Here is a 24,801-nt window from a genome sequence, read left to right as displayed (position 1 = left end):
ATTAAGAATGATGCCTCGCCCTACAACACATCATTCCGGAGAATTGAGATGAAGACCATATTCAAAAACGGAAAAGTGATAGACGGTACTGGCAATGATGGATTCATTGCTGACGTAGTTGTGAACGAAGGACGTATTGTTACCATTGGTCATGCCGATATCGGCGTTAACGATCAGGTGATTGATGCCACTGGCAAAATTGTTTGCCCAGGCTTTATTGATACCCACACCCATTCCGATTTATCCGCCATTGTAAATCCTGCACTGTCGGCCAAAATCCGTCAGGGAATTACCACCGAGTTATTGGGTCAGGACGGTGTCGCACTGGCTCCACTGCCGGAACAATATATTGCCGCCTGGCGTAAGAACATCGCCGGATTGGATGGCGATACCGATAAAATTGATTGGAAATACAAAAATACCGAAGGGTATTTAAACCTGCTGGAAGCCCATCATCCCGCCACTAACCTCGCCTATCTGGTACCGCACGGTAATATTCGCATGGAAGCCATGGGTCTTGATGGCAAGCCATCCACCCGTGAAGACGTGGCGAAAATGTGTGAAGTGCTGGAACGCGAGCTAAAAGCCGGTGCGTTCGGCCTATCCACCGGGCTGATTTATATGCCTTGCGCCTTTGGTGATACCGCTGAAATGATTGAGCTGTGTAAGGTGACTGCTAAATATGATGGCCTGTTCGTGGTTCATCAACGCAGTGAAGCTGATGACATCATTGCTTCTACCCAAGAGCTGATAGATATCGCTAAAGCCTCCGGGGTCTGGCTGCATATTTCCCATATGAAAGTCTGCGGTAAAAAGAACTGGGGCCTGATTGAGCAAATGCTCGGAATGCTGGAACAAGCACAGGCAGAAGGAATACGTATCTCCTTCGACCAATATCCTTATGTGGCGGGTAGCACCATGCTGGGGGTCATTTTACCGCCATGGGTACACGCCGGTGGTACTGATAAGTTACTGGAACGTCTGGAGTCACCGGAATTACGCAAAAAAATGATCGAAGATATCAAGAACGGCATTCCCGGCTGGGATAACTTCATCGACTTCGCTGGTCTGGACCAAATCTTTGTTACCAGCGCTAAAACCGCCAACAATCAGGACGCTGTTGGCCTCAATCTCATCCAGTTGGGTGAACTACGCGGTAAAGACCCTTATAACGCCACCTTCGATTTGCTATATGAAGAAGAAAACGCCGTCGGTATGGTTGATTTCTACGGCACTGAAGAGCACGTAATTAAATTCTTGTGCCGCCCTGAGCAAAACGTTTGTACCGATGGATTAATGGGTGCCGGTAAACCACATCCGCGCGTGTTCGGCGCATTCCCTCGTGTATTAGGTAAATATGTCCGTGAAGAAAACTGCCTGAGCTGGGAGGCTGCCATTCGTAAAATGACTGGTAAGCCTGCGCAAGTATTAGGACTGAAAGATCGCGGCTTATTAAAAGCGGGATATGCCGCAGATATTGTGGTGTTCAATCCGGACACAATTATCGACAAAGGGACGTTTATAGAACCTAATCAATATCCAGAAGGCATTGATATTGTCATGGTTAACGGGCGCCTCGCCTTGATTAACGGCATAGAGAGCTATGCCTGTAGCGGTAGTGTCATCAGAAAAAAATACTAATAAAAAACGATAAACATCAGCTTATCCATCGCAGACATTTATTGCCTGTGATGGAGAGCTCTACCCTAAGGACATCACTATGAGCTTACAACCCCATTTAACCTCGGGTAAACCCAAGACCTGGAAAGCCCGATATACCATACTGTCTCTTATCTGGCTCGCCTGGCTACTGTCGTTTCTTGACCGCATGGTTATGAGCGTTTCTTTGCCCTTTATCGGCCGCGACCTTAATCTCGATACCACTCAGCAAGGCCTGATTATTAGCGCCTTCTTTATCGGTTATGCCGCATTTCAAATTCCCGGCGGCTTTCTGGCGGATAGATTTGGTGCCCGCAAAATTATGGCAATTGGTATCGCCTGGTGGTCAGTATTTACCAGCCTGACCGGCGCGGTTCTCACTTTACCTTTAATGTTAGCGGTGCGTTTTCTGTTTGGTATTGGCGAAGGCTGTTTCCCATCCGCATCATGGAAAATGATCTCCACCTATTTCCCATCCAAAGAACGAGGCCGGGCAACGGCAATTCAGTCTACGGTTAACACCTTAGGCCCGGCGCTAGCCGTTGTCGTCGCTGCCAGTATTATCGGTGCGTTCGGCTGGCATATGGTGTTTATTGTGCTGGGTCTTCCCGGCCTGTTTATTGCCGCCGGTATTTACTTCTTTACCCGTGATAATCCGAAAGATCACCCCAGCATTACCCAGCAAGATCTGGATGAATTAGCGGCAGAAGGCTCTGACGTTATAAGCCAAAATACGGCACCAATCCCGTTTAAAGAAGTGCTAAAAATGCCAGTTCTGTGGCAAATGGCCGCTATCTGGTTCTTGTTTGATATCACTTTCTGGGGCTTCTCAACCTGGTTACCCAGCTATCTGATCACCGTCCGCGAATTCTCTCTGGCAAAAACCGGAGTCATGGCCGCGATTCCATTTCTGTTTGGGGCTGGCGGTACACTGCTGGGCGGTTACTTCTCAGATAAATTCAAACCCCAGCGTAAGTTCCTGTACGTACTGACCGCCGTTATTGCCGCTGGCTTCTTGTATATGACATTTACCGTTGTCAGCGCCGATATGGCGGTGGTTTATCAGTGCATCTCAGCCCTGTTTATGTTCTTCGCTATGGCAATGTTCTGGGGCATCCTGATGGATACCATTCCCAGCAAAATCATGGGGCGCGCCTCGGGTATTGTAAACTTCGGCGGTCAAATGGCGGGAGTTGTTTCAGCGCCAATCATGGGTTGGTTGATTCACACCAGTGGCGGTAGCTATAACAGCGCATTTATCTTTATGATTGTTGCGCTGATCGCTTCGGCGGTAGTGACCTTAACCGTCAATAATGCACATTCGAATAAAGCGATAGCGACAGAAGTTTAACTAACTATTGTGCGAGATAAAATGGCCTTAACCTATTGTTAAGGCCAAGATTGTCGACAAATCCAAAGAGGATACTCCACCAAGAGGCTTTATTATAACGCCCAGAACTCTCCACTTAACCACCTTATCGTTCAGCTAAAAAAACGACGACATAGACCTCTTTTATTGCCATTCCACTCTTCATCTATTCCAATGACAGCGGACGGTTTGAACGTTCTATAACGGCTTTCTTATCAGGCAGATAACCAAATTAATAAACATTCATTTGGAAACTTGACTGAATCACCTTGAACATTGCGACATATCAACATCTGTTTGACTTATATGGTGTATCACTAATCCACAGTAAGTCATGTGCTCAATACAATGGTAAAAATAAAACTGGCTTAAATCCGACTTAATGACAATCACAGCATTGTGATGAGCATCTTGAAAACAGGGAATATACCAGCGTTATAAACATGATTCTGTTCTATCTAGCTATCGTCAGGAAGCGAATAATGGAGATGTATTTATGAACCGGTTCGTTATCGCAGATCCCAAGAACTGCATAGGATGCCGCACCTGTGAAGTTGCCTGTGCCGTGGTCCACAGTACTGATAACGATGTTGCCAATCTGTCCGCTAAAACTTTCACCCCTCGAATCCGGGTAGTAAGAGGGCAAAGCGTCAGTACCGCAATCTTGTGCCGTCACTGTGAAGATGCGCCTTGTGCAGCAGTCTGCCCTAGCGGAGCAATTGTACATCGCAATAACAGTATTCAAGTTATTCAGGAAAAGTGCATTGGCTGTAAAACCTGTGCGATAGCTTGTCCATATGGCGCAATGAGCATTGTAACCAGCAATATCCCCCTACCCGGCAATGGCGCTATTAATACCATCCATCAAAAAACGGAAGCGCTAAAGTGCGATTTATGTGAAGACATTGCCGAATCGCCGACCTGTATTAAGGTTTGTCCGACCAATGCATTACAGCTGGTTACCCATGAGTCAATGGATGCCATGTTACGCCAAAAACAAGAAAGAGCAGCACTGGAAGAAGCCTCAGAAATCTATTTCTAATCATCAAGTCGACCGACAGACTCGAGGAGTTAACCGAGCATGAAAAAAGTCATTACCGTCTGCCCATACTGTGCATCGGGCTGCAAAATCAACCTACTAGTTGATGGCGGGAAAGTCGTAGGAGCCGAAGGCGCCAACGGTGTCACCAATCAGGGAGAACTTTGTTTAAAAGGCTACTATGGTTGGGACTTCCTGAACGATACTAAAATTCTAACCCCACGCCTGACTAAACCGATGATTCGTCGCCAACGCGGTGGAGAACTGGAACCTGCTTCCTGGGATGAAGCTATCGAGTTTGCCAGTTCCCGTATGAAAAAGATTATTGAAGAACACGGCCCTGATGCTGTGATGACTTCAGGTTCATCCCGCGGGCCCGGCAACGAAGTGAACTATATTATGCAAAAGTTTGCTCGTGCCGCTATTGGTACCAACAACGTGGATTGTTGCGCTCGCGTTTGACACGGCCCTTCGGTTGCAGGTCTGCACCGCTCAGTGGGTAATGGCGCAATGAGTAACTCCATCTGTGAAATGGAGGACACTCGGTGTTTGCTTATTTTCGGCTACAATGCCGCAGATTCTCACCCTATTGTGGCTCGTCGTATTCTCAAAGCCAAAGCAAAGGGTGCCAAAGTCATAGTTTGCGATCCACGCTATATCGAAACCGCGCGCATTGCTGATATCTGGTTACCGTTGAAAAACGGCAGTAATGTGGCGTTGCTGAACGCATTTGCCAATGTATTAATCAGTGAGAATCTCCATAACAAAGAGTTTGTTGAAAACCATACTGAAGGGTTCGAAGAATATTGTAAGAGCGTGGAAAAATACACGCCTGAATACGTCGAAAAAATAACTGGCCTGTCAGCAAAACAAATTCGTGAAACTATTCGTATGTATGCCGCTGCACCATCCGCAACCATCCTGTGGGGGATGGGGGTAACTCAGTGGGGGCAAGGAGTAGATACCGTCAGATGTTTAACCAGTCTGGCTCTACTGACGGGTAATTTGGGTAGACCAAACGTCGGCGTCGCACCGGTTCGTGGTCAAAATAACGTACAGGGTGCCTGTGATATGGGCGCACTTATCGATACCTTACCGGGTTATCAGTATGTCAACGATCCCGCTGCTCGTGCCAAATTCGCCAAAGCTTGGGGGGTTGAATCCATCCCTGAGAAGAAAGGCTACCCGATCAGTGAACTGCCGCATAATGCTATTTCAGGTAAGGTAAAGGCGTTTTATGTGATGGGTGAAGACCCGATGCAAACGGAGGCCGATCTGTCCGTGGTTCGTCAGGGCTTTGAGGCACTGGATCTGGTTATCGTACAAGATATCTTTATGACCCAGACCGCTGCGATGGCGGACGTTATCTTCCCTGCAACCTCATGGGGTGAGCATGAAGGGGTTTATACCAGCGCCGACCGCGGATTCCAGCGTTTTTATAAGGCGGTTGAAGCCAAAGGCGATGTAAAAACCGACTGGGAAATTATTTGCCTGATGTCGACGGCGCTTGGCTATCCGATGAAGTACAACAACACCAAAGAAATTTGGGATGAAGTACGCGAACTATGTCCGAGCTATTACGGCGCAACCTACGAAAAAATGGAAGGTCTTGGCTATATTCAATGGCCATGTCCGACATTGGATCATCCCGGTACTCAGTACCTGTTTGCTGGCAGTAAGTTCAACCGCCCGAATGGCAAAGGTCAACTATACGCCAGTGATTGGCGTCCACCAATGGAGCTAACCGACGAAGAGTATCCGTTGGCATTAGCTACCGTGCGTGAAGTTGGGCACTACTCTTGCCGTTCAATGACCGGTAACTGCGCAGCACTGCAAACCTTGGCGGATGAACCGGGATATGTGCAGATCAATACCCAAGATGCAGCAAGTTTAGGTATCAAAGATCAGCAATTGGTGTGGGTAGCTTCTCGCCGCGGAAAAGTGATCAGTCGGGCCGCCGTCAGTGATAGAACCAACAAAGGTGCAGTCTATATGACTTATCAGTGGTGGATTGGCGCTTGTAACCAGCTAACTCTCGATGCGCTGGATCCTATATCCAGAACGCCGGAGTTCAAGCACTGTGCCGTTAAACTGGAAGCAATCCCTGACCAAAATTGGGCTGAAAACTATGTCCAGAGAGAGTACACATCCCTGAAGAGTCGTTTACGTAAGGCTGCTGAAGTTTAAGTATATTTATCCAATACCTAAAAAGGGCTGATAAATCAGCCCTTTTTATTGGTTTAATTAATCATTCTCAAAAATAATATTAGTAACTTTAGCCGGGAGGACGTTGGTATTAAGCCTAGTGGGCTTCGGGCCTAGCCAAAGGGGGAGTTGGTATTGAGTCTGGGCGAGCTTCGGGCCTAACCGAAAATACGCGGGTATTAAGCCTGGCGAGCTTCGGGCCTAGCCGCGCTACGGGCACTTCGTTGGCTTACGCCAAGTCGACCCCCACGCCCGTCTCTCCCTCAGATTGGCATCCAAAAGAAGTGCCTGTGGGGATTGGTGACTCTCAATACCGGGATAATATAAAAACATGGAGAACAGGCCGAGAAGTTTAACCGCCCAAAACGCAAAAACCCCCAGCTTTCGCTGAGGGTTATCACTTAATTGGAGCCTGGCAGTTCCCTACTCTCGCATGGGGAGACCCCACACTACCATCGGCGCTACGGCGTTTCACTGCTGAGTTCGGCATGGGGTCAGGTGGGACCACCGCGCTATCGCCGCCAGGCAAATTCTTTGAATTCTTATTATTCGCATCATCCTGATGCTCACCCCTTTGGGGCCAACGCTTCGCGTTGTTCAAAATCGTTCCCTACGATTTTGTCTGTATTGTAAACCGTCATGCCCGTCTCTCAACGCACACAACCATTCACTTCAATCCGTTCACAAGCTGAAAATCTCTCAATCAAAACACCTTCGGTGTTGTAAGGTTAAGTCTCACGGTTCATTAGTACCGGTTAGCTCAACGTATCGCTACGCTTACACACCCGGCCTATCAACGTCATGGTCTTTAACGTTCCTTTAGTGGACTCAAGGTCCAAGGGAAGACTCATCTCGAGGCAAGTTTCCCGCTTAGATGCTTTCAGCGGTTATCTTTTCCGCACGTAGCTACCGGGCAATGCCATTGGCATGACAACCCGAACACCAGTGGTGCGTTCACTCCGGTCCTCTCGTACTAGGAGCAACCCCTCTCAATCTTCCAACGCCCACGGCAGATAGGGACCGAACTGTCTCACGACGTTCTAAACCCAGCTCGCGTACCACTTTAAACGGCGAACAGCCGTACCCTTGGGACCTACTTCAGCCCCAGGATGTGATGAGCCGACATCGAGGTGCCAAACACCGCCGTCGATATGAACTCTTGGGCGGTATCAGCCTGTTATCCCCGGAGTACCTTTTATCCGTTGAGCGATGGCCCTTCCATTCAGAACCACCGGATCACTAAGACCTACTTTCGTACCTGCTCGAGCCGTCACTCTCGCAGTCAAGCTAGCTTATGCCTTTGCACTAACCTCACGATGTCCGACCGTGATTAGCTAACCTTCGTGCTCCTCCGTTACTCTTTGGGAGGAGACCGCCCCAGTCAAACTACCCACCAGACACTGTCCTCAACCCGGATCACGGGCCAAAGTTAGAACATCAAACATTAAAGGGTGGTATTTCAAGGTTGGCTCCACGCAGACTGGCGTCCACGCTTCAAAGCCTCCCACCTATCCTACACATCAAGGCTCAATGTTCAGTGTCAAGCTATAGTAAAGGTTCACGGGGTCTTTCCGTCTTGCCGCGGGTACACAGCATCTTCACTGCGAGTTCAATTTCACTGAGTCTCGGGTGGAGACAGCCTGGCCATCATTACGCCATTCGTGCAGGTCGGAACTTACCCGACAAGGAATTTCGCTACCTTAGGACCGTTATAGTTACGGCCGCCGTTTACTGGGGCTTCGATCAAGAGCTTCGCGTTGCCGCTAACCCCATCAATTAACCTTCCAGCACCGGGCAGGCGTCACACCGTATACGTCCACTTTCGTGTTTGCACAGTGCTGTGTTTTTAATAAACAGTTGCAGCCAGCTGGTATCTTCGACTGGCTTCGGCTCCATCCGCAAGGGACTTCACCTAATGCCAGCGTGCCTTCTCCCGAAGTTACGGCACCATTTTGCCTAGTTCCTTCACCCGAGTTCTCTCAAGCGCCTGAGTATTCTCTACCTGACCACCTGTGTCGGTTTGGGGTACGATTTAATGTTACCTGGAGCTTAGAGGCTTTTCCTGGAAGCAGGGCATCAACTACTTCATCTCCGTAGAGACTCGTCATCACGCCTCAGTGTTTAATAGTCGTCCGGATTTACCTAAACAACCCACCTACACGCTTAAACCGGGACAACCGTCGCCCGGATAGCCTAGCCTTCTTCGTCCCCCCTTCGCAGTAACACCAAGTACAGGAATATTAACCTGTTTCCCATCGACTACGCCTTTCGGCCTCGCCTTAGGGGTCGACTCACCCTGCCCCGATTAACGTTGGACAGGAACCCTTGGTCTTCCGGCGAGCGGGCTTTTCACCCGCTTTATCGTTACTTATGTCAGCATTCGCACTTCTGATACCTCCAGCAGACCTCACAGTCCACCTTCGCAGGCTTACAGAACGCTCCCCTACCCAACAATATTTTCATATCGCTGCCGCAGCTTCGGTGCATGGTTTAGCCCCGTTACATCTTCCGCGCAGGCCGACTCGACCAGTGAGCTATTACGCTTTCTTTAAATGATGGCTGCTTCTAAGCCAACATCCTGGCTGTCTGTGCCTTCCCACATCGTTTCCCACTTAACCATGACTTTGGGACCTTAGCTGGCGGTCTGGGTTGTTTCCCTCTTCACGACGGACGTTAGCACCCGCCGTGTGTCTCCCGTGATAACATTCTTCGGTATTCGGAGTTTGCATCGAGTTGGTAAGTCGGGATGACCCCCTAGTCGAAACAGTGCTCTACCCCCGAAGATGAGTTCACGAGGCGCTACCTAAATAGCTTTCGGGGAGAACCAGCTATCTCCCGGTTTGATTGGCCTTTCACCCCCAGCCACAGGTCATCCGCTAATTTTTCAACATTAGTCGGTTCGGTCCTCCAGTTAGTGTTACCCAACCTTCAACCTGCCCATGGCTAGATCACCGGGTTTCGGGTCTATACCTTGCAACTATGACGCCCAGTTAAGACTCGGTTTCCCTACGGCTCCCCTATTCGGTTAACCTTGCTACAAAATATAAGTCGCTGACCCATTATACAAAAGGTACGCAGTCACACCCCTATAGAGTGCTCCCACTGCTTGTACGTACACGGTTTCAGGTTCTGTTTCACTCCCCTCGCCGGGGTTCTTTTCGCCTTTCCCTCACGGTACTGGTTCACTATCGGTCAGTCAGGAGTATTTAGCCTTGGAGGATGGTCCCCCCATCTTCAGACAGGATATCACGTGTCCCGCCCTACTCATCGAACTCACAATCTGTGCATTTTGGTGTACGGGACTATCACCCTGTATCGCGCGACTTTCCAGACGCTTCCACTAACACACAAACTGATTCAGGTTCTGGGCTGCTCCCCGTTCGCTCGCCGCTACTAGGGGAATCTCGGTTGATTTCTTTTCCTCGGGGTACTTAGATGTTTCAGTTCCCCCGGTTCGCCTCATAACACTATGTATTCATGTTATGATAATGTGTCGAAACACACTGGGTTTCCCCATTCGGGTATCGCCGGTTATAACGGTTCATATCACCTTACCGACGCTTATCGCAGATTAGCACGCCCTTCATCGCCTCTGACTGCCTAGGCATCCACCGTGTACGCTTAGTCACTTAACCTCACAACCCGAAGGTGTCTCTTACAAGACGCTTTCGTGCTGCAAATATTGAGAGACTCGCTCAGTTCAACAATAGAAGTCGTAAAACTCATTGTTGCTGAGGATTCAAATTTCAGCTTGTTCCGGATTGTTAAAGAGCAAATATCTCAAACATCACTCTGCCGCATTCACAGCAAAATCAGTTTTGAGATATTAAAATAACCTGACTCAACAGGCTATCATCGATAATGGCTTTCACCCATCATCAGCAATTGGCGTCCCCTAGGGGATTCGAACCCCTGTTACCGCCGTGAAAGGGCGGTGTCCTAGGCCTCTAGACGAAGGGGACACTGAAGTCGACTTCGCAGACGCATTGCTCTCTTTTCATTTCATCAGACAATCTGTGTGGACACTGCACTCAACTGCGTATCTTTTAGGTAAGGAGGTGATCCAACCGCAGGTTCCCCTACGGTTACCTTGTTACGACTTCACCCCAGTCATGAATCACAAAGTGGTAAGCGCCCTCCCGAAGGTTAAGCTACCTACTTCTTTTGCAACCCACTCCCATGGTGTGACGGGCGGTGTGTACAAGGCCCGGGAACGTATTCACCGTGGCATTCTGATCCACGATTACTAGCGATTCCGACTTCACGGAGTCGAGTTGCAGACTCCGATCCGGACTACGACGTACTTTATGAGGTCCGCATGCTCTCGCGAGTTAGCTTCTCTTTGTATACGCCATTGTAGCACGTGTGTAGCCCTACTCGTAAGGGCCATGATGACTTGACGTCATCCCCACCTTCCTCCGGTTTATCACCGGCAGTCTCCTTTGAGTTCCCGACATTACTCGCTGGCAACAAAGGATAAGGGTTGCGCTCGTTGCGGGACTTAACCCAACATTTCACAACACGAGCTGACGACAGCCATGCAGCACCTGTCTCAGAGTTCCCGAAGGCACCAAAGCATCTCTGCTAAGTTCTCTGGATGTCAAGAGTAGGTAAGGTTCTTCGCGTTGCATCGAATTAAACCACATGCTCCACCGCTTGTGCGGGCCCCCGTCAATTCATTTGAGTTTTAACCTTGCGGCCGTACTCCCCAGGCGGTCGACTTAACGCGTTAGCTCCGGAAGCCACTCCTCAAGGGAACAACCTCCAAGTCGACATCGTTTACAGCGTGGACTACCAGGGTATCTAATCCTGTTTGCTCCCCACGCTTTCGCACCTGAGCGTCAGTCTTTGTCCAGGGGGCCGCCTTCGCCACCGGTATTCCTCCACATCTCTACGCATTTCACCGCTACACATGGAATTCTACCCCCCTCTACAAGACTCTAGCTTGCCAGTTTTAAATGCAGTTCCCAGGTTAAGCCCGGGGATTTCACATCTAACTTAACAAACCGCCTGCGTGCGCTTTACGCCCAGTAATTCCGATTAACGCTTGCACCCTCCGTATTACCGCGGCTGCTGGCACGGAGTTAGCCGGTGCTTCTTCTGCGGGTAACGTCAATGTAAGCACGTATTAAGTACCTACCCTTCCTCCCCGCTGAAAGTGCTTTACAACCCTAAGGCCTTCTTCACACACGCGGCATGGCTGCATCAGGGTTTCCCCCATTGTGCAATATTCCCCACTGCTGCCTCCCGTAGGAGTCTGGGCCGTGTCTCAGTCCCAGTGTGGCTGGTCATCCTCTCAGACCAGCTAGGGATCGTCGCCTAGGTGAGCCATTACCCCACCTACTAGCTAATCCCATCTGGGCACATCTGATGGCGAGAGGCCCGAAGGTCCCCCTCTTTGGTCTTGCGACGTTACGCGGTATTAGCCACCGTTTCCAGTAGTTATCCCCCTCCATCAGGCAGTTTCCCAGACATTACTCACCCGTCCGCCGCTCGCCGGCAAAGTAGCAAGCTACTTCCCGCTGCCGCTCGACTTGCATGTGTTAGGCCTGCCGCCAGCGTTCAATCTGAGCCATGATCAAACTCTTCAATTAAAAGCTTGATGCTCAAAGATTACTTTCAATAATTCACAAATGAATTACTGTCTGGTCACTCTTTAAGACTTGGTATTTTTTGTTGCTGAACACCGAAGTGTCAGCGTGAGATACCGTCTTGTGAGTGCCCACACAGATTGTCTGATAAATTGTTAAAGAGCATGGCCAACAGTAAGCTTCGCTTGCTGTGGCACGGGCTGCGTATATTACGCTAATCCGTTTTAGAGTCAATTAATTCGTTAACTCTCTCGAAGGTCATTTTGTGAGTTGCCTCACATCCCGTTCGATGGAGGCGCATTATAGGGAACGGATCTTTTTGCACAAGACTTTTTTGATAAAAAAAATTCATATGCGCATTTTTTACTCTTTCAGGCCGTTTTTAGCTGTTTTTTTAAGCGTAATCGTCACTATTTTTGATCTATCGATATCAAAAGGATCCAATTTACTTAAAATAGATAGGATCACTCATTCATTTTATAGGTGTACATCAGATGACCGAAGCTCTGCGCAACTATCTTCATCATTCGCCCAAAATAGCTAAACGTGTAATGGTTGATCGATCCAGTACGATCATTGGTCGGGTAGATTTAAGGGATGATGTCAGTATTTGGCCCTTGGTTGTTATCCGTGGGGATGTTAATTACATCCAAGTAGGGGCAAGGAGCAATATTCAGGATGGTTGCATTTTGCACGTTGCCCGTAAAACGGAACATAACCCAAACGGCTATCCGCTGATCATTGGTGAGGAAGTTACCGTAGGACATGGTGCAATTCTGCACGGGTGCATCATTGGTAATAGAACGTTAATCGGTATGGGAGCACGAGTCCTTGATGGCGCAAAGATTGACGACAACGTTATCCTGGGTGCCGGCAGTCTGGTTGGGCCGGGCAAGCATCTTGAAAAAGGTTATCTATATATTGGTAATCCGGCTCGAAAAGTCCGGCCACTCACTGAAGACGAAATTCAATCCTTAGCCGTTTCAGCCCAAAACTACGTGATTCTTAAAGATGAGTATCTGGAAGACTAGATTACAACCCAGCCATCATCCTCGAATGCTTCATCAAGGATCGCTTGCTCCAATTCATCTTCAAGATCCCAACGGTGTTGCCTGAACAACGCAATATATTGTTCAGGTTCCGCCGCTGAGCCATACCTATCACTTAATGTTTGGGCCGCAACACAACAGTAAATCTGAAAACCATTGACCTGAGCCATGCAAACAACACCATGGCGTATTGGATCCCACTCTTCACGATCGGTAAAAATGATCGCCTGATTCACTTAGTGAGATCCTGACGTAATTCGAGCAGCACGCTTTCAACATCTGGCATAACGCCATGCCACAGAGCAAAAGCATGAGCCGCCTGCCCAACCAACATCCCCAAGCCATCCGCATAGTTAGTAGCACCATAAGATGCAGCCCACACCAGAAATGGCGTTAATTCAGCCTGATAAAACATGTCATAACATGCGGTATTGACTGAAATCAGTGATGAAGGGATCGGCGGAAGATCGCCGCTGATACCGGTAGAGGTTGCATTAATGATTAAATTAAACTGTTCACCCTGCAATTCATCCGGCATTTTGCTGGTTATTGAACCATGATGAGAGAACAAATTAGCTAATACATCCGCTTTAGCATGGGTTCGGTTAGTAATCACTAACTCACAGCCATATGACAATAGCGGTAAAATCACACCTCGGGCAGCGCCACCCGCACCAATCAACAGAATTCTCGAGCCCGGCTGGATCATATTTAAGCGCTGTAAATCACTTAACAAGCCAATACCATCGGTGTTATCGCCAAGTAGACGACCATCATCCAGCCGCTTAATGGTATTTACTGCACCCGCTGAAGCCGCTCGTTCAGTTAGCTCATCACATAGTGCAAAAGCCTGCTCTTTAAACGGCAGAGTAACATTAGCTCCCACTGCGCCATTGGCAAAGAAATGTTGAATCGCCAGCTCGAAACCCTCTATAGGCGCTAACTGAGTGCCATAATGCAGACGAATATTACAGCTATTCGCAAACAGTTGATGGATACGTGGTGATTTGCTGTGCCCAATAGGGTTACCAAAAACGGCAAACTGTTGCATAACGCTCCTGTAGATAGTTATCCCTGCCGGAATAATTTTCCGGTTAATGCATCTCTTATTTCTGATGGCTTCTGACGGCCACCTACTAACCCGCTAAGTACCGGAAATGACTGACCAAACTGCTGATGAACGCACTGTTCTGTTTTACAAGGTTCCAGACCACTCAGATTAGCGCTGGTTGAAACAATCGGTTTACCAAAAGATAAACACAACTCCCTCACCAGTAAGTGGTCACTTACTCTAACAGCCAGAGAATCAAAGCGGCCAGTCAGCCATTTTGGCGTTGTTGGCCGAGCTGGCATCACCCAAGTCACCGGACCCGGCCAGCATGCAAACACCCGCTCTTTTTGTTCCGGTGTCAGTTGTTGATCGTCAACATAGGGCCGAAGCTGCTCATAATCGGCAGCAATTAATATTAGGCCCTTTTCCCATGAACGCTGTTTCAGCTGTAACAGCCGATCTACCGCCAAACGATCGTCAGGATCACAACCTAAGCCAAATACAGCCTCGGTAGGATAAGCCACAACCTGCTGCTGGCGGAGTTGGTTTACTATTAATTGTAAATTATCAGTCATCTTTATCTGTAAGAACTTCTTTGCCACATAGTTTACTCGCACAAAACAGGCGATTTCCCCGAGAAGTGCGTTTTTCCAGAAGTAGAGGATAGTCGCATATTGGACACACACCCGCTATCGGCGTGTAATTCAAGGTAAATTGACATTCAGGATAGCGATCGCAAGAGTGAAAGACCTTGCCATAACGAGACTTACGCTGGAGTAGCTTTCCCTGTTTACACTGTGGACAGGCTATCTGTGTTTCATCAGGCTTATCTATAACTGCAATGTAATCGCAATCAGGATAGCTGCTGCAACCAATAAACATGCCATAGCGCCCCTGCCTGAGAACCAACGTCTCACCACATTTTGGACAGTTCTGACCCTCAAGCACTTTTACCACATGCCCATCGCTCTGAGGCTTAAATGAGTGGATATAAGTACATTCCGGATAGCGTGAACACCCCTGAAACGGCCCCTGTTTTCCACTACGGATAACCAGCGGAGCGCCACACTCGGGACAGAGCTCTTCACTTTTACCAGTAAACAATGCCGTTTTATTCATAACCTCACTGCCATCTATTTAAGTCATCTACACGACTGACCATCTACCACTCTTAATACCCGACAGTCTACCTGATTAGCACTATTTTTATACCGTCTTGTTTAACCGCTGCGAATATATCCTCCCTGAACGCCCTTCACACAGCCGGATAATTCCAGTTCGAGTAACTGAATCATCACATCAGTAACGGAAAACTGTGTTTTTAGCGCCAGAATATCAACGGGTGTCGGTTCATGACTAAGATAACGATATAACGGTGACATTCCTGACTGACTTTCTGTTTCTTTGACCTTTATCAGCGGTTCCGTTAACGGTTCCAATGGTAATGATGGCAGCCAGCAGAGTGAGCTATTCAAGTTTTCAATAATGTCCGTAGGCTGTGCCACCAGCATCGCCCCCTGCTGAATGAGATTATGGGTCCCTTGACTGTTGTGATTATCCAACGGCCCCGGAATCGCGAACACTTCCCTTCCCTGCTCCAGGGCATATTTTGCCGTAATCAGTGAGCCACTGCGTAATTCGGCCTCAATCACCAATACCCCCAAACTCAGTCCGCTAATGATGCGATTTCTGCGAGGAAAGTACTCGGCTCTGGCTTCAGCAAACGGCAAAAACTCAGAAACTAAAGAACCATTCTGTTCCAGAATTTGCTGTGCTAAACGCAAATGACTCTTAGGATGCAACTTGCCCAGCCCACTGCCCAATACTGCAATGGTTGTCCCTTCAACTGCCAGTGCCCCACGATGACAAATGCCATCAATACCAACGGCCAACCCACTGGTAATTGTCAACCCACTCGCCGCCAGTTGCTGTGAAAAATAGTTGGCCCACCGCTCCCCATAGTGGCTATAGCGCCGACTCCCTACCATGGCCAACTGTGGTGTACTCAGGTTCTGCTTCCCTCCTTTAACAAACAAAGCCACGGGAGCACCAGCAATATGGCGCAGAATGTCCGGATAGTCGCTATCCGCATAAGTGACTAAATGACAATCAGAACCGGATAGCCAATCCAAACACTTCAACACGTCATATTTATCGGCATGACTAAACAGATGACATTGTTCTTCACTAAACCCCAGGTTAATCAGCAATTGTTCATTAAAATCAATATTCTGAAAAGAGTATGGATTTAATCGTCGGATATAAGGCAGTTTCGGTCCGGATATCATCAATAATCTCAGCCACCATTCTTCCCGACTCATTAGGTAACCTGCATTCAATAATCAAATTTCAATAAAACTAAAACATAAAAGAGGCCGGATTAAGGATGAAAGTAAAGTATTTGGGGCAACTACGTAATTTTATTAAAAAACAACTGAGCAATAGCATTTATTATCGGCAAATATCACAATTATACGGTTCAGTAGTCTGCATAAAAAAATCGTCTAACCCTACTATCTATCGCTTCAATAGTTGACTGATACTGTCAATCATCCTCGGAAAGGTCTAGAATATAGGAATCAAATTTTATCCATAAAGATGGCGATTTAGAGATATATGGCAGTATTACCCGTCCTACATTTTCCTGATGAAAGATTACGCATCAAAGCTAAACCGGTGGCAAAAGTGACACCGGAAATCCAGCGCATCACAGACGATATGTTGGAAACTATGTATGAAGAAGAAGGTATTGGCCTTGCTGCAACTCAGGTTGATATTCACCAGCGTATTATCGTGATTGACGTTTCAGAAAACCGCGATCGGCCTTACGTGATTATCAACCCAGAAGTGCTGGAAAAATCTGGGGAAACCGGTATTGAAGAGGGCTGTCTGTCAATTCCAGAATCTCGCGGTTTCGTTCCTCGTGCAGAAAAGATTAAAATTCGTGCCCTCAATCGTGACGGTGAGGCTTACGAGATAGACGCTGATGACCTGCTGGCCATCTGTATCCAACATGAAATGGATCATCTGGAAGGTAAACTGTTTGTTGATTACCTCTCCCCCCTTAAGCGTCAGCGTATTCGTCAAAAGTTAGAAAAAATCGCCAGACAGGAATCGCGTTCAAAATAATCTGAATAGCGCGTCCTCGATAAAAGATAGGAAATTACAGTGTCTGAACCTTTGCGAATTATTTTTGCTGGTACCCCTGATTTTGCAGCGCGTCACTTAGATGCGCTGCTTTCGTCTCATCACCACATTGTTGGGGTTTTCACTCAACCCGATCGCCCTGCTGGCCGCGGTAATAAACTGACTTCAGGCCCGGTTAAACAACTGGCGGAACAACATAACATCCCGGTATTTCAGCCGAAATCCTTACGACCTGAAGAAAATCAGCAGTTAGTAAAAGCGCTAAATGCCGATGTGATGGTGGTGGTTGCCTATGGTCTAATCCTTCCCTTGGCAGTATTGAACATGCCGAAACTGGGTTGCATTAACGTACACGGCTCTCTGCTACCAAAATGGCGGGGCGCAGCGCCAATTCAACGTTCTTTATGGGCAGGCGACAGTGAAACAGGCATTACCATTATGCAAATGGATGAAGGTCTGGATACCGGGGATATGCTGTATAAGTTGACCTGTCCTATTTTGGCTGAAGACACCAGCGCCACCCTGTATGATAAGCTGGCTCAACTGGGGCCACAGGCCTTATTAAACACGTTGGAACAGTTGGCTGCCGGTACCATCCAGGCTGAAAAGCAGGACGATACCCTAGCCAACTATGCTGATAAGCTGAGTAAAGAAGAGGCTAAACTCGATTGGTCACTCTCTGCGGAACAATTAGAACGCTGTATCCGCGCGTTTAATCCATGGCCAGTGAGCTATTTTGTGGTTGATGATCAACCAGTGAAAGTCTGGGCGGCAGAAGTGCTGAATACGCCTCATCAGGTTCAACCCGGTACCATTATTGATGCGGGAAAATCCGGCATCCAAATCGCCACCGCTCAGGGCATATTAAACATCACTCAACTACAACCTGCAGGTAAAAAAGCGATGTCAGCTCAGGATCTACTGAACTCTCGTCGTGAATGGTTTCTTCCCGGCCATCATTTAGCCTGATGCCAGCGCCGGTTGTTTCACCACCGGCGCTGTTAATACTTATATCGCTGCGGTCAAATTTTGCTATGAATAACAAATATAATCTTCGGGCTATTGCCGCAAAAGCTATCGGTCAGGTTCTTGATAAAGGCCAATCGCTAAGTACCGTTTTGCCCGAACTCCAAAAAAACATTTCCGATAAAGATAAATCGCTACTGCAAGAGCTGTGCTTCGGTACCCTGCGGGTTCTGCCGGAACTCGAATGGTATCTACAGCAGTTGATGGAAAAAGTACTCACTGGTAAACAGAGACCCCTTCATTACTTATTGATGGTTGGTCTGTATCAATTACTGTATACCCGCATTCCCCCTCATGCCGCCGTTGCTGAAACCGTTAATGGTGCGATTGCGCTAAAACGCCCGCAGATGAAGGGGCTGATTAATGGAGTCATGCGCCAATTTCAGCGCCAGCAGCAAGAACTTACCGCACAGGTTCAAACTCAATCCAGCCGTTTTTTACACCCTGGCTGGCTATTGAAGCGCATACAAGATGCCTATCCTGAACAATGGCAACAAATCGTTGATGCGAATAACCAAAAGCCACCGATGTGGTTGCGGGTTAATCGCCAACACCATAGCCGTGATGAATATCTTGAATTACTTCAGTTGGCGGGGATTGAAGCGGTTACTCATGAGGGCTATCCGGATGCTTTACGCTTAGTTACCCCTTGTGCCGTTACTGCGCTACCGGGATTTGATGCCGGTTGGATTACGGTGCAGGATGCATCAGCACAAGGATGCACTCCTTTACTCGAACCGCAAAATGGCGAAATTATTCTGGATTTATGCGCGGCCCCCGGCGGCAAAACCACCCATATTTTGGAAGCAGCACCGGAAGCACAGGTCACCGCCGTTGATGTAGATGAAAGTCGCTTAAAGCGAGTAGCAGAAAACCTAGCCCGCCTGAAACAGCAGGCTACGGTGCTATGTGGTGATGGCAGAACCCCCGAAACCTGGAGCAATGGTCAAATATACGACCGCATATTGCTGGATGCCCCTTGTTCAGCAACCGGAGTCATTCGCCGCCATCCAGATATTAAATGGCTACGCCGCAACAGCGATATTGATGAATTAGTTGCACTACAGAAGCAAATCATCGACGCCATCTGGCCTCAGCTTAAATCGGGAGGAACAATGGTTTATGCCACCTGCTCCATTCTCCCGGAAGAGAATACATTACAAATAAATGACTTTATCCACCGCCATAGCGATGCTCATTTAGTGAATATTGGTACGGATGAATCACCTTATCGTCAAAATTTACCATCACAAGATGGTGGCGACGGATTTTTTTATGCCAAACTAATAAAGGCATAAATTCGAACTGTTGCACAAAGCGTATTCAGCGCTAAAAAGAGAACAAAATGAAGATTATTATTCTCGGTGCTGGTCAAGTTGGCGGCACTCTGGCAGAAAATCTGGTCGGTGAAAATAACGACATTACGTTGGTTGATAACAACATTGTCCGGCTACGTCAGTTGCAGGACAAATTCGACCTGCGGGTTGTTCAAGGCCATGCCTGTCACCCTCGAGTACTGCGTGATGCAGGGGCGGATGACGCAGATATGTTGGTCGCGGTAACTAACTCCGACGAAATTAATATGATCGCCTGCCAGATAGCCTATTCGCTATTTAACACGCCAAACCGTATTGCGCGAATTCGCTCGTCGGAGTATATCCGTGAAGAAGATAAACTGTTTGAACCTGAAGTGATCCCGGTCGATCATATTATCTCTCCGGAAAAGCTGGTAACCGATTATATTTACAAGCTGATTGAATATCCCGGGGCACTACAGGTGGTGAACTTTGCTGAAGGCAAAGTAAGTATCGCTGGCGTTAATGCCTATTATGGTGGCCCACTAGTGGGTAACGCCTTATCCTCTCTGCGTGAACATATGCCGCATATTGAAACTCGTGTGGCCGCGATTTTCCGTCAGGATCGTCCTATTCGTCCTCAGGCTTCCACCATTATTGAGGCGGGTGACGAGGTGTTTTTCGTCGCTGCGTCAGAAAATATTCGCGCGGTCATGAGTGAGCTGCAACGTCTGGAAAAACCGTATAAGCGTTTGATGATTGTTGGCGGCGGTAACGTTGGTGCCGGGCTGGCCAAGCGTCTGGAAAAAGATTACAGCGTAAAGCTTATTGAACGTAATGCTGAGCGCGCGGCAGAATTAGCTGAAATGCTTCAGGATACCGTGGTTTTTTGCGGCGATGCCTCCGATCAAGAATTGCTTACTGAAGAGAATATCGACCAGATCGATCTGTTTATCGCCCTAACCAATGATGATGAAGCTAATATCATGTCAGCCATGCTGGCTAAACGGCTGGGGGCTAAAAAAGTTATCGTTCTTATCCAACGCCATGCCTATATTGATTTGGTTCAGGGCAGCGTAATTGATATTGCCGTTTCCCCTCAACAGGCGACCATTTCCGCCCTTCTGGGGCATGTCAGAAAAGCCGATATCGTTAGTGTGTCTACCTTACGTCGTGGCGTTGCCGAAGCTATCGAAGCCATTGCTCACGGAGATGACACTACGTCGAAGGTTGTCGGCCGCCAGCTGGAAAATATTAAGCTACCACCGGGCACCACTATCGGAGCGCTAGTCAGAGGAGATGAGGTGATTATTGCCGATCGGGCTACCGTTATTGAACAGGGCGATCACGTCATTATGTTTTTGGCAGATAAAAAATATATCTCTGATGTTGAAAGGTTGTTCCAACCGAGTCCCTTCTTCTTATAATTATCACACGGTTTATTCCCTGAACAATATGGGAATAAATCCAATCTATTCTTTCGAAAATATGGAAAAATTGCGGTCTGTGGTTATGCTTATAAATAACATATGTTCTGATAAAGGTAATTGTATATGAGTCTGCTTAAAGAATTTCGCGAATTCGCGATGCGCGGTAATGTGGTTGACCTTGCCGTCGGTGTAATTATCGGTGCCGCCTTCGGTAAAATAGTATCGTCGTTGGTTTCTGACATTATTATGCCACCGTTAGGCCTACTGATCGGTGGAGTAGATTTTAAACAATTTCAATTCGTATTACGCGCGGCTCAAGGTGATACGCCAGCGGTTATCATGCATTACGGCGTTTTTATCCAGAATATTTTTGATTTTGTCATTGTTGCCTTTGCCATTTTTATGGCGATTAAACTGATGAATAAAATTCGTCGTGAAGAGCCACCAGCGGCACCTCCAGCACCAACAACGGAAGAAAAATTGCTGACAGATATTCGTGATATTCTGAAGCAACAGCAGAAATAGCGCTAATTAGTCACTTTCACATCTGAAAATTAACGAAGCCCCCATTTATATGGGGGCTTTTTAATGTCTTATGCCGTATGTTTTATTCATTTGCACAAAAATAAACGTACAAATTTCATGCAAAACAGTTAATCAACCAAAATTTAAAATAAATTTAACAAATTTTGTCGACTGAAACGTGATAATAACGTCACGCCTGCTGTAATAAAATTGGCAATTTACACAATAGTCTCGAGCCAAGCGCCAAAGCAAGATGTGAAACTTTACACATTTTTAGCCCCCAACCATTCCCTATACTTTGCTACGTCAGATTATATGTAGCAACGTTATCGGAGAATAGGTATGCCGCAATTAACCGCCCAACATCTATATCAAAGCCTACAGCATGCGGTTAAAGCCAGAGCTGAGAATACCGCTATCTATTTTGAAGGCCATAAATACAGTTACGATCAGTTTAACCATAGCGTTAACCTGAATATCACCTGCTTGATGGAGAATTTTAAGCTCAAAAAGGGTGACGTTATCGTACTGGCTTTAGGCAATCGCCCTGAATTCTGCACGTTATTTTATGCAGCAATGGCTCTGGGGGTCATAGTGGTCCCTCTAAGCACCAAGCTTAAGTCTGATGACAGCAATATTATTTTAGATAGCGTTGAGGCTAAAGTGGTCTTTTTTGATCCGGATAATCAACCCTGGCTAGCGGTGAATACGGCAAAAGAGCAACGTATTTCACTCGCTAATTGGCAATTTATATTACGTAATGCCGACGACCGGGCGTTGCCAATATCCGTTAATCAAACCGAGATCTTTGCTGATGATATTGCAGCGATTATCTACACATCAGGCACCACCGGATCGCCAAAGGGCGCGGCCATAACCCACAGTAATTTTCTACATGCTATCCATGCTTATAAAGATATTCTCCAGCTAAATGCTGATGACAGTACTATTTTACCCATTCCTATTTGTCATATTACTGGCTTATCCGCCCTCCTCTGCTTATTTATTCATATTGGTGGAACCATTCACTTACAGCAACGATTTAATGCTGAAGAAATTCTAAAAACAATCCACCAGCACAAAATTACATTTATGCATGGTTCCCCTACGGTATTTATTTTCCTGACTCAAGAATCAGAAAAAAACCAGGAAAAATATAATTATTCCAGTTTAAGAATGATTGCCTGTGGTGCCGGTCATTTAAATACCGGTCTGATTGATAAATTAACCCAATTATTTCCACAAACAGAAATACGTCCAATATATGGCCTAACGGAAACGACTTCTCCCGCCAGTATATTTCCAGTCGATGTTAGACACAGCGATAAAGTTGGCAGTTCAGGTTTACCGATACCCGGTTTGGAATGTCAGATTAGAGACGATAATAATCGACTGCTTGCTACAGGAGAAACTGGCCATTTATGGTTAAGAGGACCAGTAGTGATTAAACAATACTGGAACAACCCTAAAGTAAACCAGCAATACTTTCACGATGGCTGGTTCTACACCGGCGATATCGCCAGCCTCGATCGGGATAATTACCTATTTATCAAAGATCGCAGTAAGGACATGATTAACCGAGGCGGTGAAAAAATATACTGCATAGAAATTGAGAATTTGATTTCTAGCTATCCTGGCGTCAAGGATATCGCCATTGTCCCAAGACAAAGCGATATCTATGGAGAAGAAGCGGTAGCGTTTATTATCGCCCAGCAAGATAAGCCACTCGTCAGCGATAATATTATTCAATGGCTATCGGACAAAATCGCTAAATTTAAAATTCCCTCAAGAATAATTTTTATTCCTGAGCTTCCTAAAAACACCAATGGAAAAACAGACAAAATAGAATTAAGACGGAGAGCAAACAGCCTCCATTAATAATAAAAATTAAATTAATTCAACAGGAGATAATTAATCTAATTCAATAACGTTATTAGCTAAATAATAAAAAAGACAATGTCCATTAATCGGGCTATGGCGACTTATTCCCGAAATAAAACATTCAGCTAATAAACCCTACACTGAATAACAACCTCAGCAATGAGGGGAGAACGTCAATCATGTCAAACGTACAATCGAAAGTTGCATCGTTAGGCCAAGCGGCAATAACGAATGCCAAAATATATAAACATCTCATGCCACTACTGATTATTGTTTATATCATTAGTTTTATTGATCGAACCAATATCGGTATTGCCAGGGCTTCAATGTCAATTGACCTAGGCCTCTCTGCAACCGCATATGGCTTAGGCGCCGGGCTATTCTTCCTGACTTACTCCACCATGGAAATTCCCAGCAATCTGATTATGGCACGGGTCGGTGCTCGCTTCTGGATCACCCGAATTATGATTACCTGGGGATTAATTTCTGCCGGTATGGCTTTCGTTACCGGGCCTATCTCTTTCTATGTGATGCGTTTACTGCTGGGTGCCGCAGAAGCCGGGCTTTATCCCGGAATTATTCTTTATCTGACCTACTGGTTTGGTCGAGAGGAACGAGCCAGAGCGGTAGGCATGTTCCTGCTTGGTGTTTGTATTGCCAATATTGTTGGTGCCCCTTTAGGTGGTGCATTGCTCATGCTAGACGGCGTTGCTGGCCTGCACGGTTGGCAGTGGATGTTTATCGTTGAAGGTATTCCAGCCATTATTCTGGCCTTCTATGTCTACGCTGTATTACCCGATAAGCCCCGCGATGCGAAATGGTTAACGCCTGATGATGTTTCCTATATTGAAACTAAATTGGCCGCAGAACAGCCCGCTGGCGTAGATAAAAACCAAAAGTTCTCATTTAAAACAGCGTTTACCAATAAAACGTTTCTGCTGGTCGTAGCTATCTATTTTACTCATCAGATTGCGGTCTACAGTCTGACTTACTTTCTACCAAGCATCATTCGCAGCTATGGTGAGATGGGTACCTTTACCCTTGGCCTATTAACTGCCATCCCATGGATTGCCGCAGCCCTCGGTGGTTTCTTCCTACCGAAATACGCGAATACCGCGAAACGCTCCCAGATGATGCTGGTTTCAGGCTTTATGTCGATGGCGATTGGTTTTGTTATCGGCGCGCTGGGCGGTCCAGTTCTCGGACTTATTGGCTTCTGTATCGGCGCCTCAATGTTCTTCGTGGTGCAATCCATCATCTTTACTTACCCGGCAACCTTGATGAGCGGCAACATGCTCGCCGGTGGGCTAGGACTACTGGCCTGCTTAGGTATCACCGGTGGCTTCTTTGGTCCTTACGTATTTGGCCTACTGGAAGATAAAACCGGATCGCCAAGCGCGGGTCTGTGGTTTGCCGTCATTCTGTTAGTTTGCGCCACCATTGGTGCCGCAATGGTAAAACAGCCGCCGAGTGCCAAAGATAACAACAGGGCTGAAGCAGAGAAATAATTGCCGCTGCGCTACGTAAAAGACGC

Annotated in this window: 17 protein-coding genes, 1 tRNA gene and 3 rRNA genes; 12 read left to right on the top strand and 9 right to left on the bottom strand. The window is 47.2% G+C overall.

The window, feature by feature from the left end:
* The first annotated feature begins 48 nt into the window (after positions 1–48).
* The 4 genes from EL341_RS01475 to fdhF all read left to right on the top strand — a co-directional run bounded on the left by EL341_RS01475 (position 49) and on the right by fdhF (position 6,254).
* Positions 49–1,641 (top strand): N-acyl-D-amino-acid deacylase family protein, encoded by a 1,593-nt coding sequence (locus tag EL341_RS01475; protein WP_047779734.1) that lies wholly within the window; start codon positions 49–51, stop codon positions 1,639–1,641.
* Positions 1,642–1,720: 79 nt separating this feature from the next.
* The gene (locus tag EL341_RS01470; RefSeq protein ID WP_074825048.1) at positions 1,721–3,010 is read left to right on the top strand and encodes an MFS transporter; all 1,290 of its coding nucleotides are present in this window, start codon (positions 1,721–1,723) and stop codon (positions 3,008–3,010) included.
* A 514-nt stretch (positions 3,011–3,524) separates the two neighbouring features.
* Entirely contained in the window at positions 3,525–4,070 is a 546-nt protein-coding gene (locus EL341_RS01465) for a 4Fe-4S dicluster domain-containing protein (RefSeq protein WP_074825050.1), read from the top strand.
* Positions 4,071–4,109: 39 nt separating this feature from the next.
* Positions 4,110–6,254: a formate dehydrogenase subunit alpha gene (fdhF, locus tag EL341_RS01460; protein WP_126466828.1), complete on the top strand. Its 2,145-nt coding sequence runs from the start codon at positions 4,110–4,112 to the stop codon at positions 6,252–6,254.
* A 428-nt stretch (positions 6,255–6,682) separates the two neighbouring features.
* Here the strand turns inward: fdhF and rrf are convergent.
* The 4 genes from rrf to EL341_RS01440 form a co-directional block, all read right to left on the bottom strand.
* Positions 6,683–6,798: ribosomal RNA gene (rrf, locus tag EL341_RS01455) — 5S ribosomal RNA — on the bottom strand.
* 198 nt (positions 6,799–6,996) lie between these two features.
* Positions 6,997–9,907: ribosomal RNA gene (locus tag EL341_RS01450) — 23S ribosomal RNA — on the bottom strand.
* Between the two features lie 251 nt (positions 9,908–10,158).
* A tRNA-Glu gene (locus tag EL341_RS01445) sits at positions 10,159–10,234 on the bottom strand.
* A gap of 89 nt (positions 10,235–10,323) precedes the next feature.
* Positions 10,324–11,866, bottom strand: a 16S ribosomal RNA gene (locus tag EL341_RS01440).
* Together the 16S, 23S and 5S rRNA genes with 1 tRNA gene alongside form the textbook arrangement of a ribosomal RNA operon.
* Positions 11,867–12,357: 491 nt before the next feature.
* Here EL341_RS01440 and EL341_RS01435 point away from each other — a divergent pair.
* Positions 12,358–12,894 carry a gamma carbonic anhydrase family protein gene (locus EL341_RS01435; protein WP_047779728.1) on the top strand — a complete coding sequence of 179 codons (537 nt, stop codon included), beginning with the start codon at positions 12,358–12,360 and terminating at the stop codon, positions 12,892–12,894.
* Here the strand turns inward: EL341_RS01435 and EL341_RS01430 are convergent.
* The 5 genes from EL341_RS01430 to dprA form a co-directional block, all read right to left on the bottom strand.
* Positions 12,891–13,148 (bottom strand): DUF1488 family protein, encoded by a 258-nt coding sequence (locus EL341_RS01430; protein ID WP_047779727.1) that lies wholly within the window; start codon positions 13,146–13,148, stop codon positions 12,891–12,893. The genes EL341_RS01435 and EL341_RS01430 overlap by 4 nt on opposite strands.
* Positions 13,145–13,963, bottom strand: coding sequence for a shikimate dehydrogenase (aroE, locus tag EL341_RS01425; protein ID WP_047779726.1), 819 nt, complete (start codon positions 13,961–13,963; stop codon positions 13,145–13,147). The genes EL341_RS01430 and aroE overlap by 4 nt, the downstream gene beginning before the upstream one ends.
* A 17-nt stretch (positions 13,964–13,980) precedes the next feature.
* Complete coding sequence (gene tsaC / locus EL341_RS01420) at positions 13,981–14,538, bottom strand: L-threonylcarbamoyladenylate synthase type 1 TsaC (protein WP_047779725.1); 558 nt, start codon at positions 14,536–14,538, stop codon at positions 13,981–13,983.
* Positions 14,531–15,082, bottom strand: a complete 552-nt coding sequence (locus tag EL341_RS01415) for a DNA topoisomerase family protein (RefSeq protein WP_047779724.1) — start codon at positions 15,080–15,082, stop codon at positions 14,531–14,533. The genes tsaC and EL341_RS01415 overlap by 8 nt, the downstream gene beginning before the upstream one ends.
* Positions 15,083–15,183: 101 nt before the next feature.
* Positions 15,184–16,284: a DNA-processing protein DprA gene (dprA, locus tag EL341_RS01410; RefSeq protein ID WP_126466826.1), complete on the bottom strand. Its 1,101-nt coding sequence runs from the start codon at positions 16,282–16,284 to the stop codon at positions 15,184–15,186.
* A 295-nt stretch (positions 16,285–16,579) separates the two neighbouring features.
* On the opposite strand from dprA, the gene def reads away from it, so the two are divergent.
* The 7 genes from def (at position 16,580) to EL341_RS01375 (ending at position 24,775) form a co-directional block, all read left to right on the top strand.
* Positions 16,580–17,092, top strand: a complete 513-nt coding sequence (gene def / locus EL341_RS01405) for a peptide deformylase (RefSeq protein WP_047779722.1) — start codon at positions 16,580–16,582, stop codon at positions 17,090–17,092.
* A 39-nt stretch (positions 17,093–17,131) separates the two neighbouring features.
* Positions 17,132–18,079 carry a methionyl-tRNA formyltransferase gene (gene fmt / locus EL341_RS01400; RefSeq protein ID WP_126466824.1) on the top strand — a complete coding sequence of 316 codons (948 nt, stop codon included), beginning with the start codon at positions 17,132–17,134 and terminating at the stop codon, positions 18,077–18,079.
* Positions 18,080–18,144: 65 nt separating this feature from the next.
* Positions 18,145–19,434, top strand: a complete 1,290-nt coding sequence (rsmB, locus tag EL341_RS01395; RefSeq protein WP_126466822.1) for a 16S rRNA (cytosine(967)-C(5))-methyltransferase RsmB — start codon at positions 18,145–18,147, stop codon at positions 19,432–19,434.
* Positions 19,435–19,481: 47 nt separating this feature from the next.
* Positions 19,482–20,858: a Trk system potassium transporter TrkA gene (gene trkA / locus EL341_RS01390; RefSeq protein ID WP_047779720.1), complete on the top strand. Its 1,377-nt coding sequence runs from the start codon at positions 19,482–19,484 to the stop codon at positions 20,856–20,858.
* 126 nt (positions 20,859–20,984) lie between these two features.
* Positions 20,985–21,386: a large-conductance mechanosensitive channel protein MscL gene (gene mscL, locus EL341_RS01385; protein WP_047779719.1), complete on the top strand. Its 402-nt coding sequence runs from the start codon at positions 20,985–20,987 to the stop codon at positions 21,384–21,386.
* A 342-nt stretch (positions 21,387–21,728) separates the two neighbouring features.
* Complete coding sequence (locus EL341_RS01380) at positions 21,729–23,264, top strand: class I adenylate-forming enzyme family protein (RefSeq protein WP_074824261.1); 1,536 nt, start codon at positions 21,729–21,731, stop codon at positions 23,262–23,264.
* A gap of 182 nt (positions 23,265–23,446) precedes the next feature.
* Positions 23,447–24,775: an MFS transporter gene (locus tag EL341_RS01375; protein WP_047779717.1), complete on the top strand. Its 1,329-nt coding sequence runs from the start codon at positions 23,447–23,449 to the stop codon at positions 24,773–24,775.
* Positions 24,776–24,801 lie beyond the last annotated feature (26 nt).

Source organism: Pragia fontium (genome assembly GCF_900638655.1).
Classification (GTDB): Bacteria; Pseudomonadota; Gammaproteobacteria; order Enterobacterales; family Enterobacteriaceae; genus Pragia; species Pragia fontium.
Note: the sequence above shows the minus strand (reverse complement) of the source record. Positions and strands in the feature narration are given on the sequence as shown.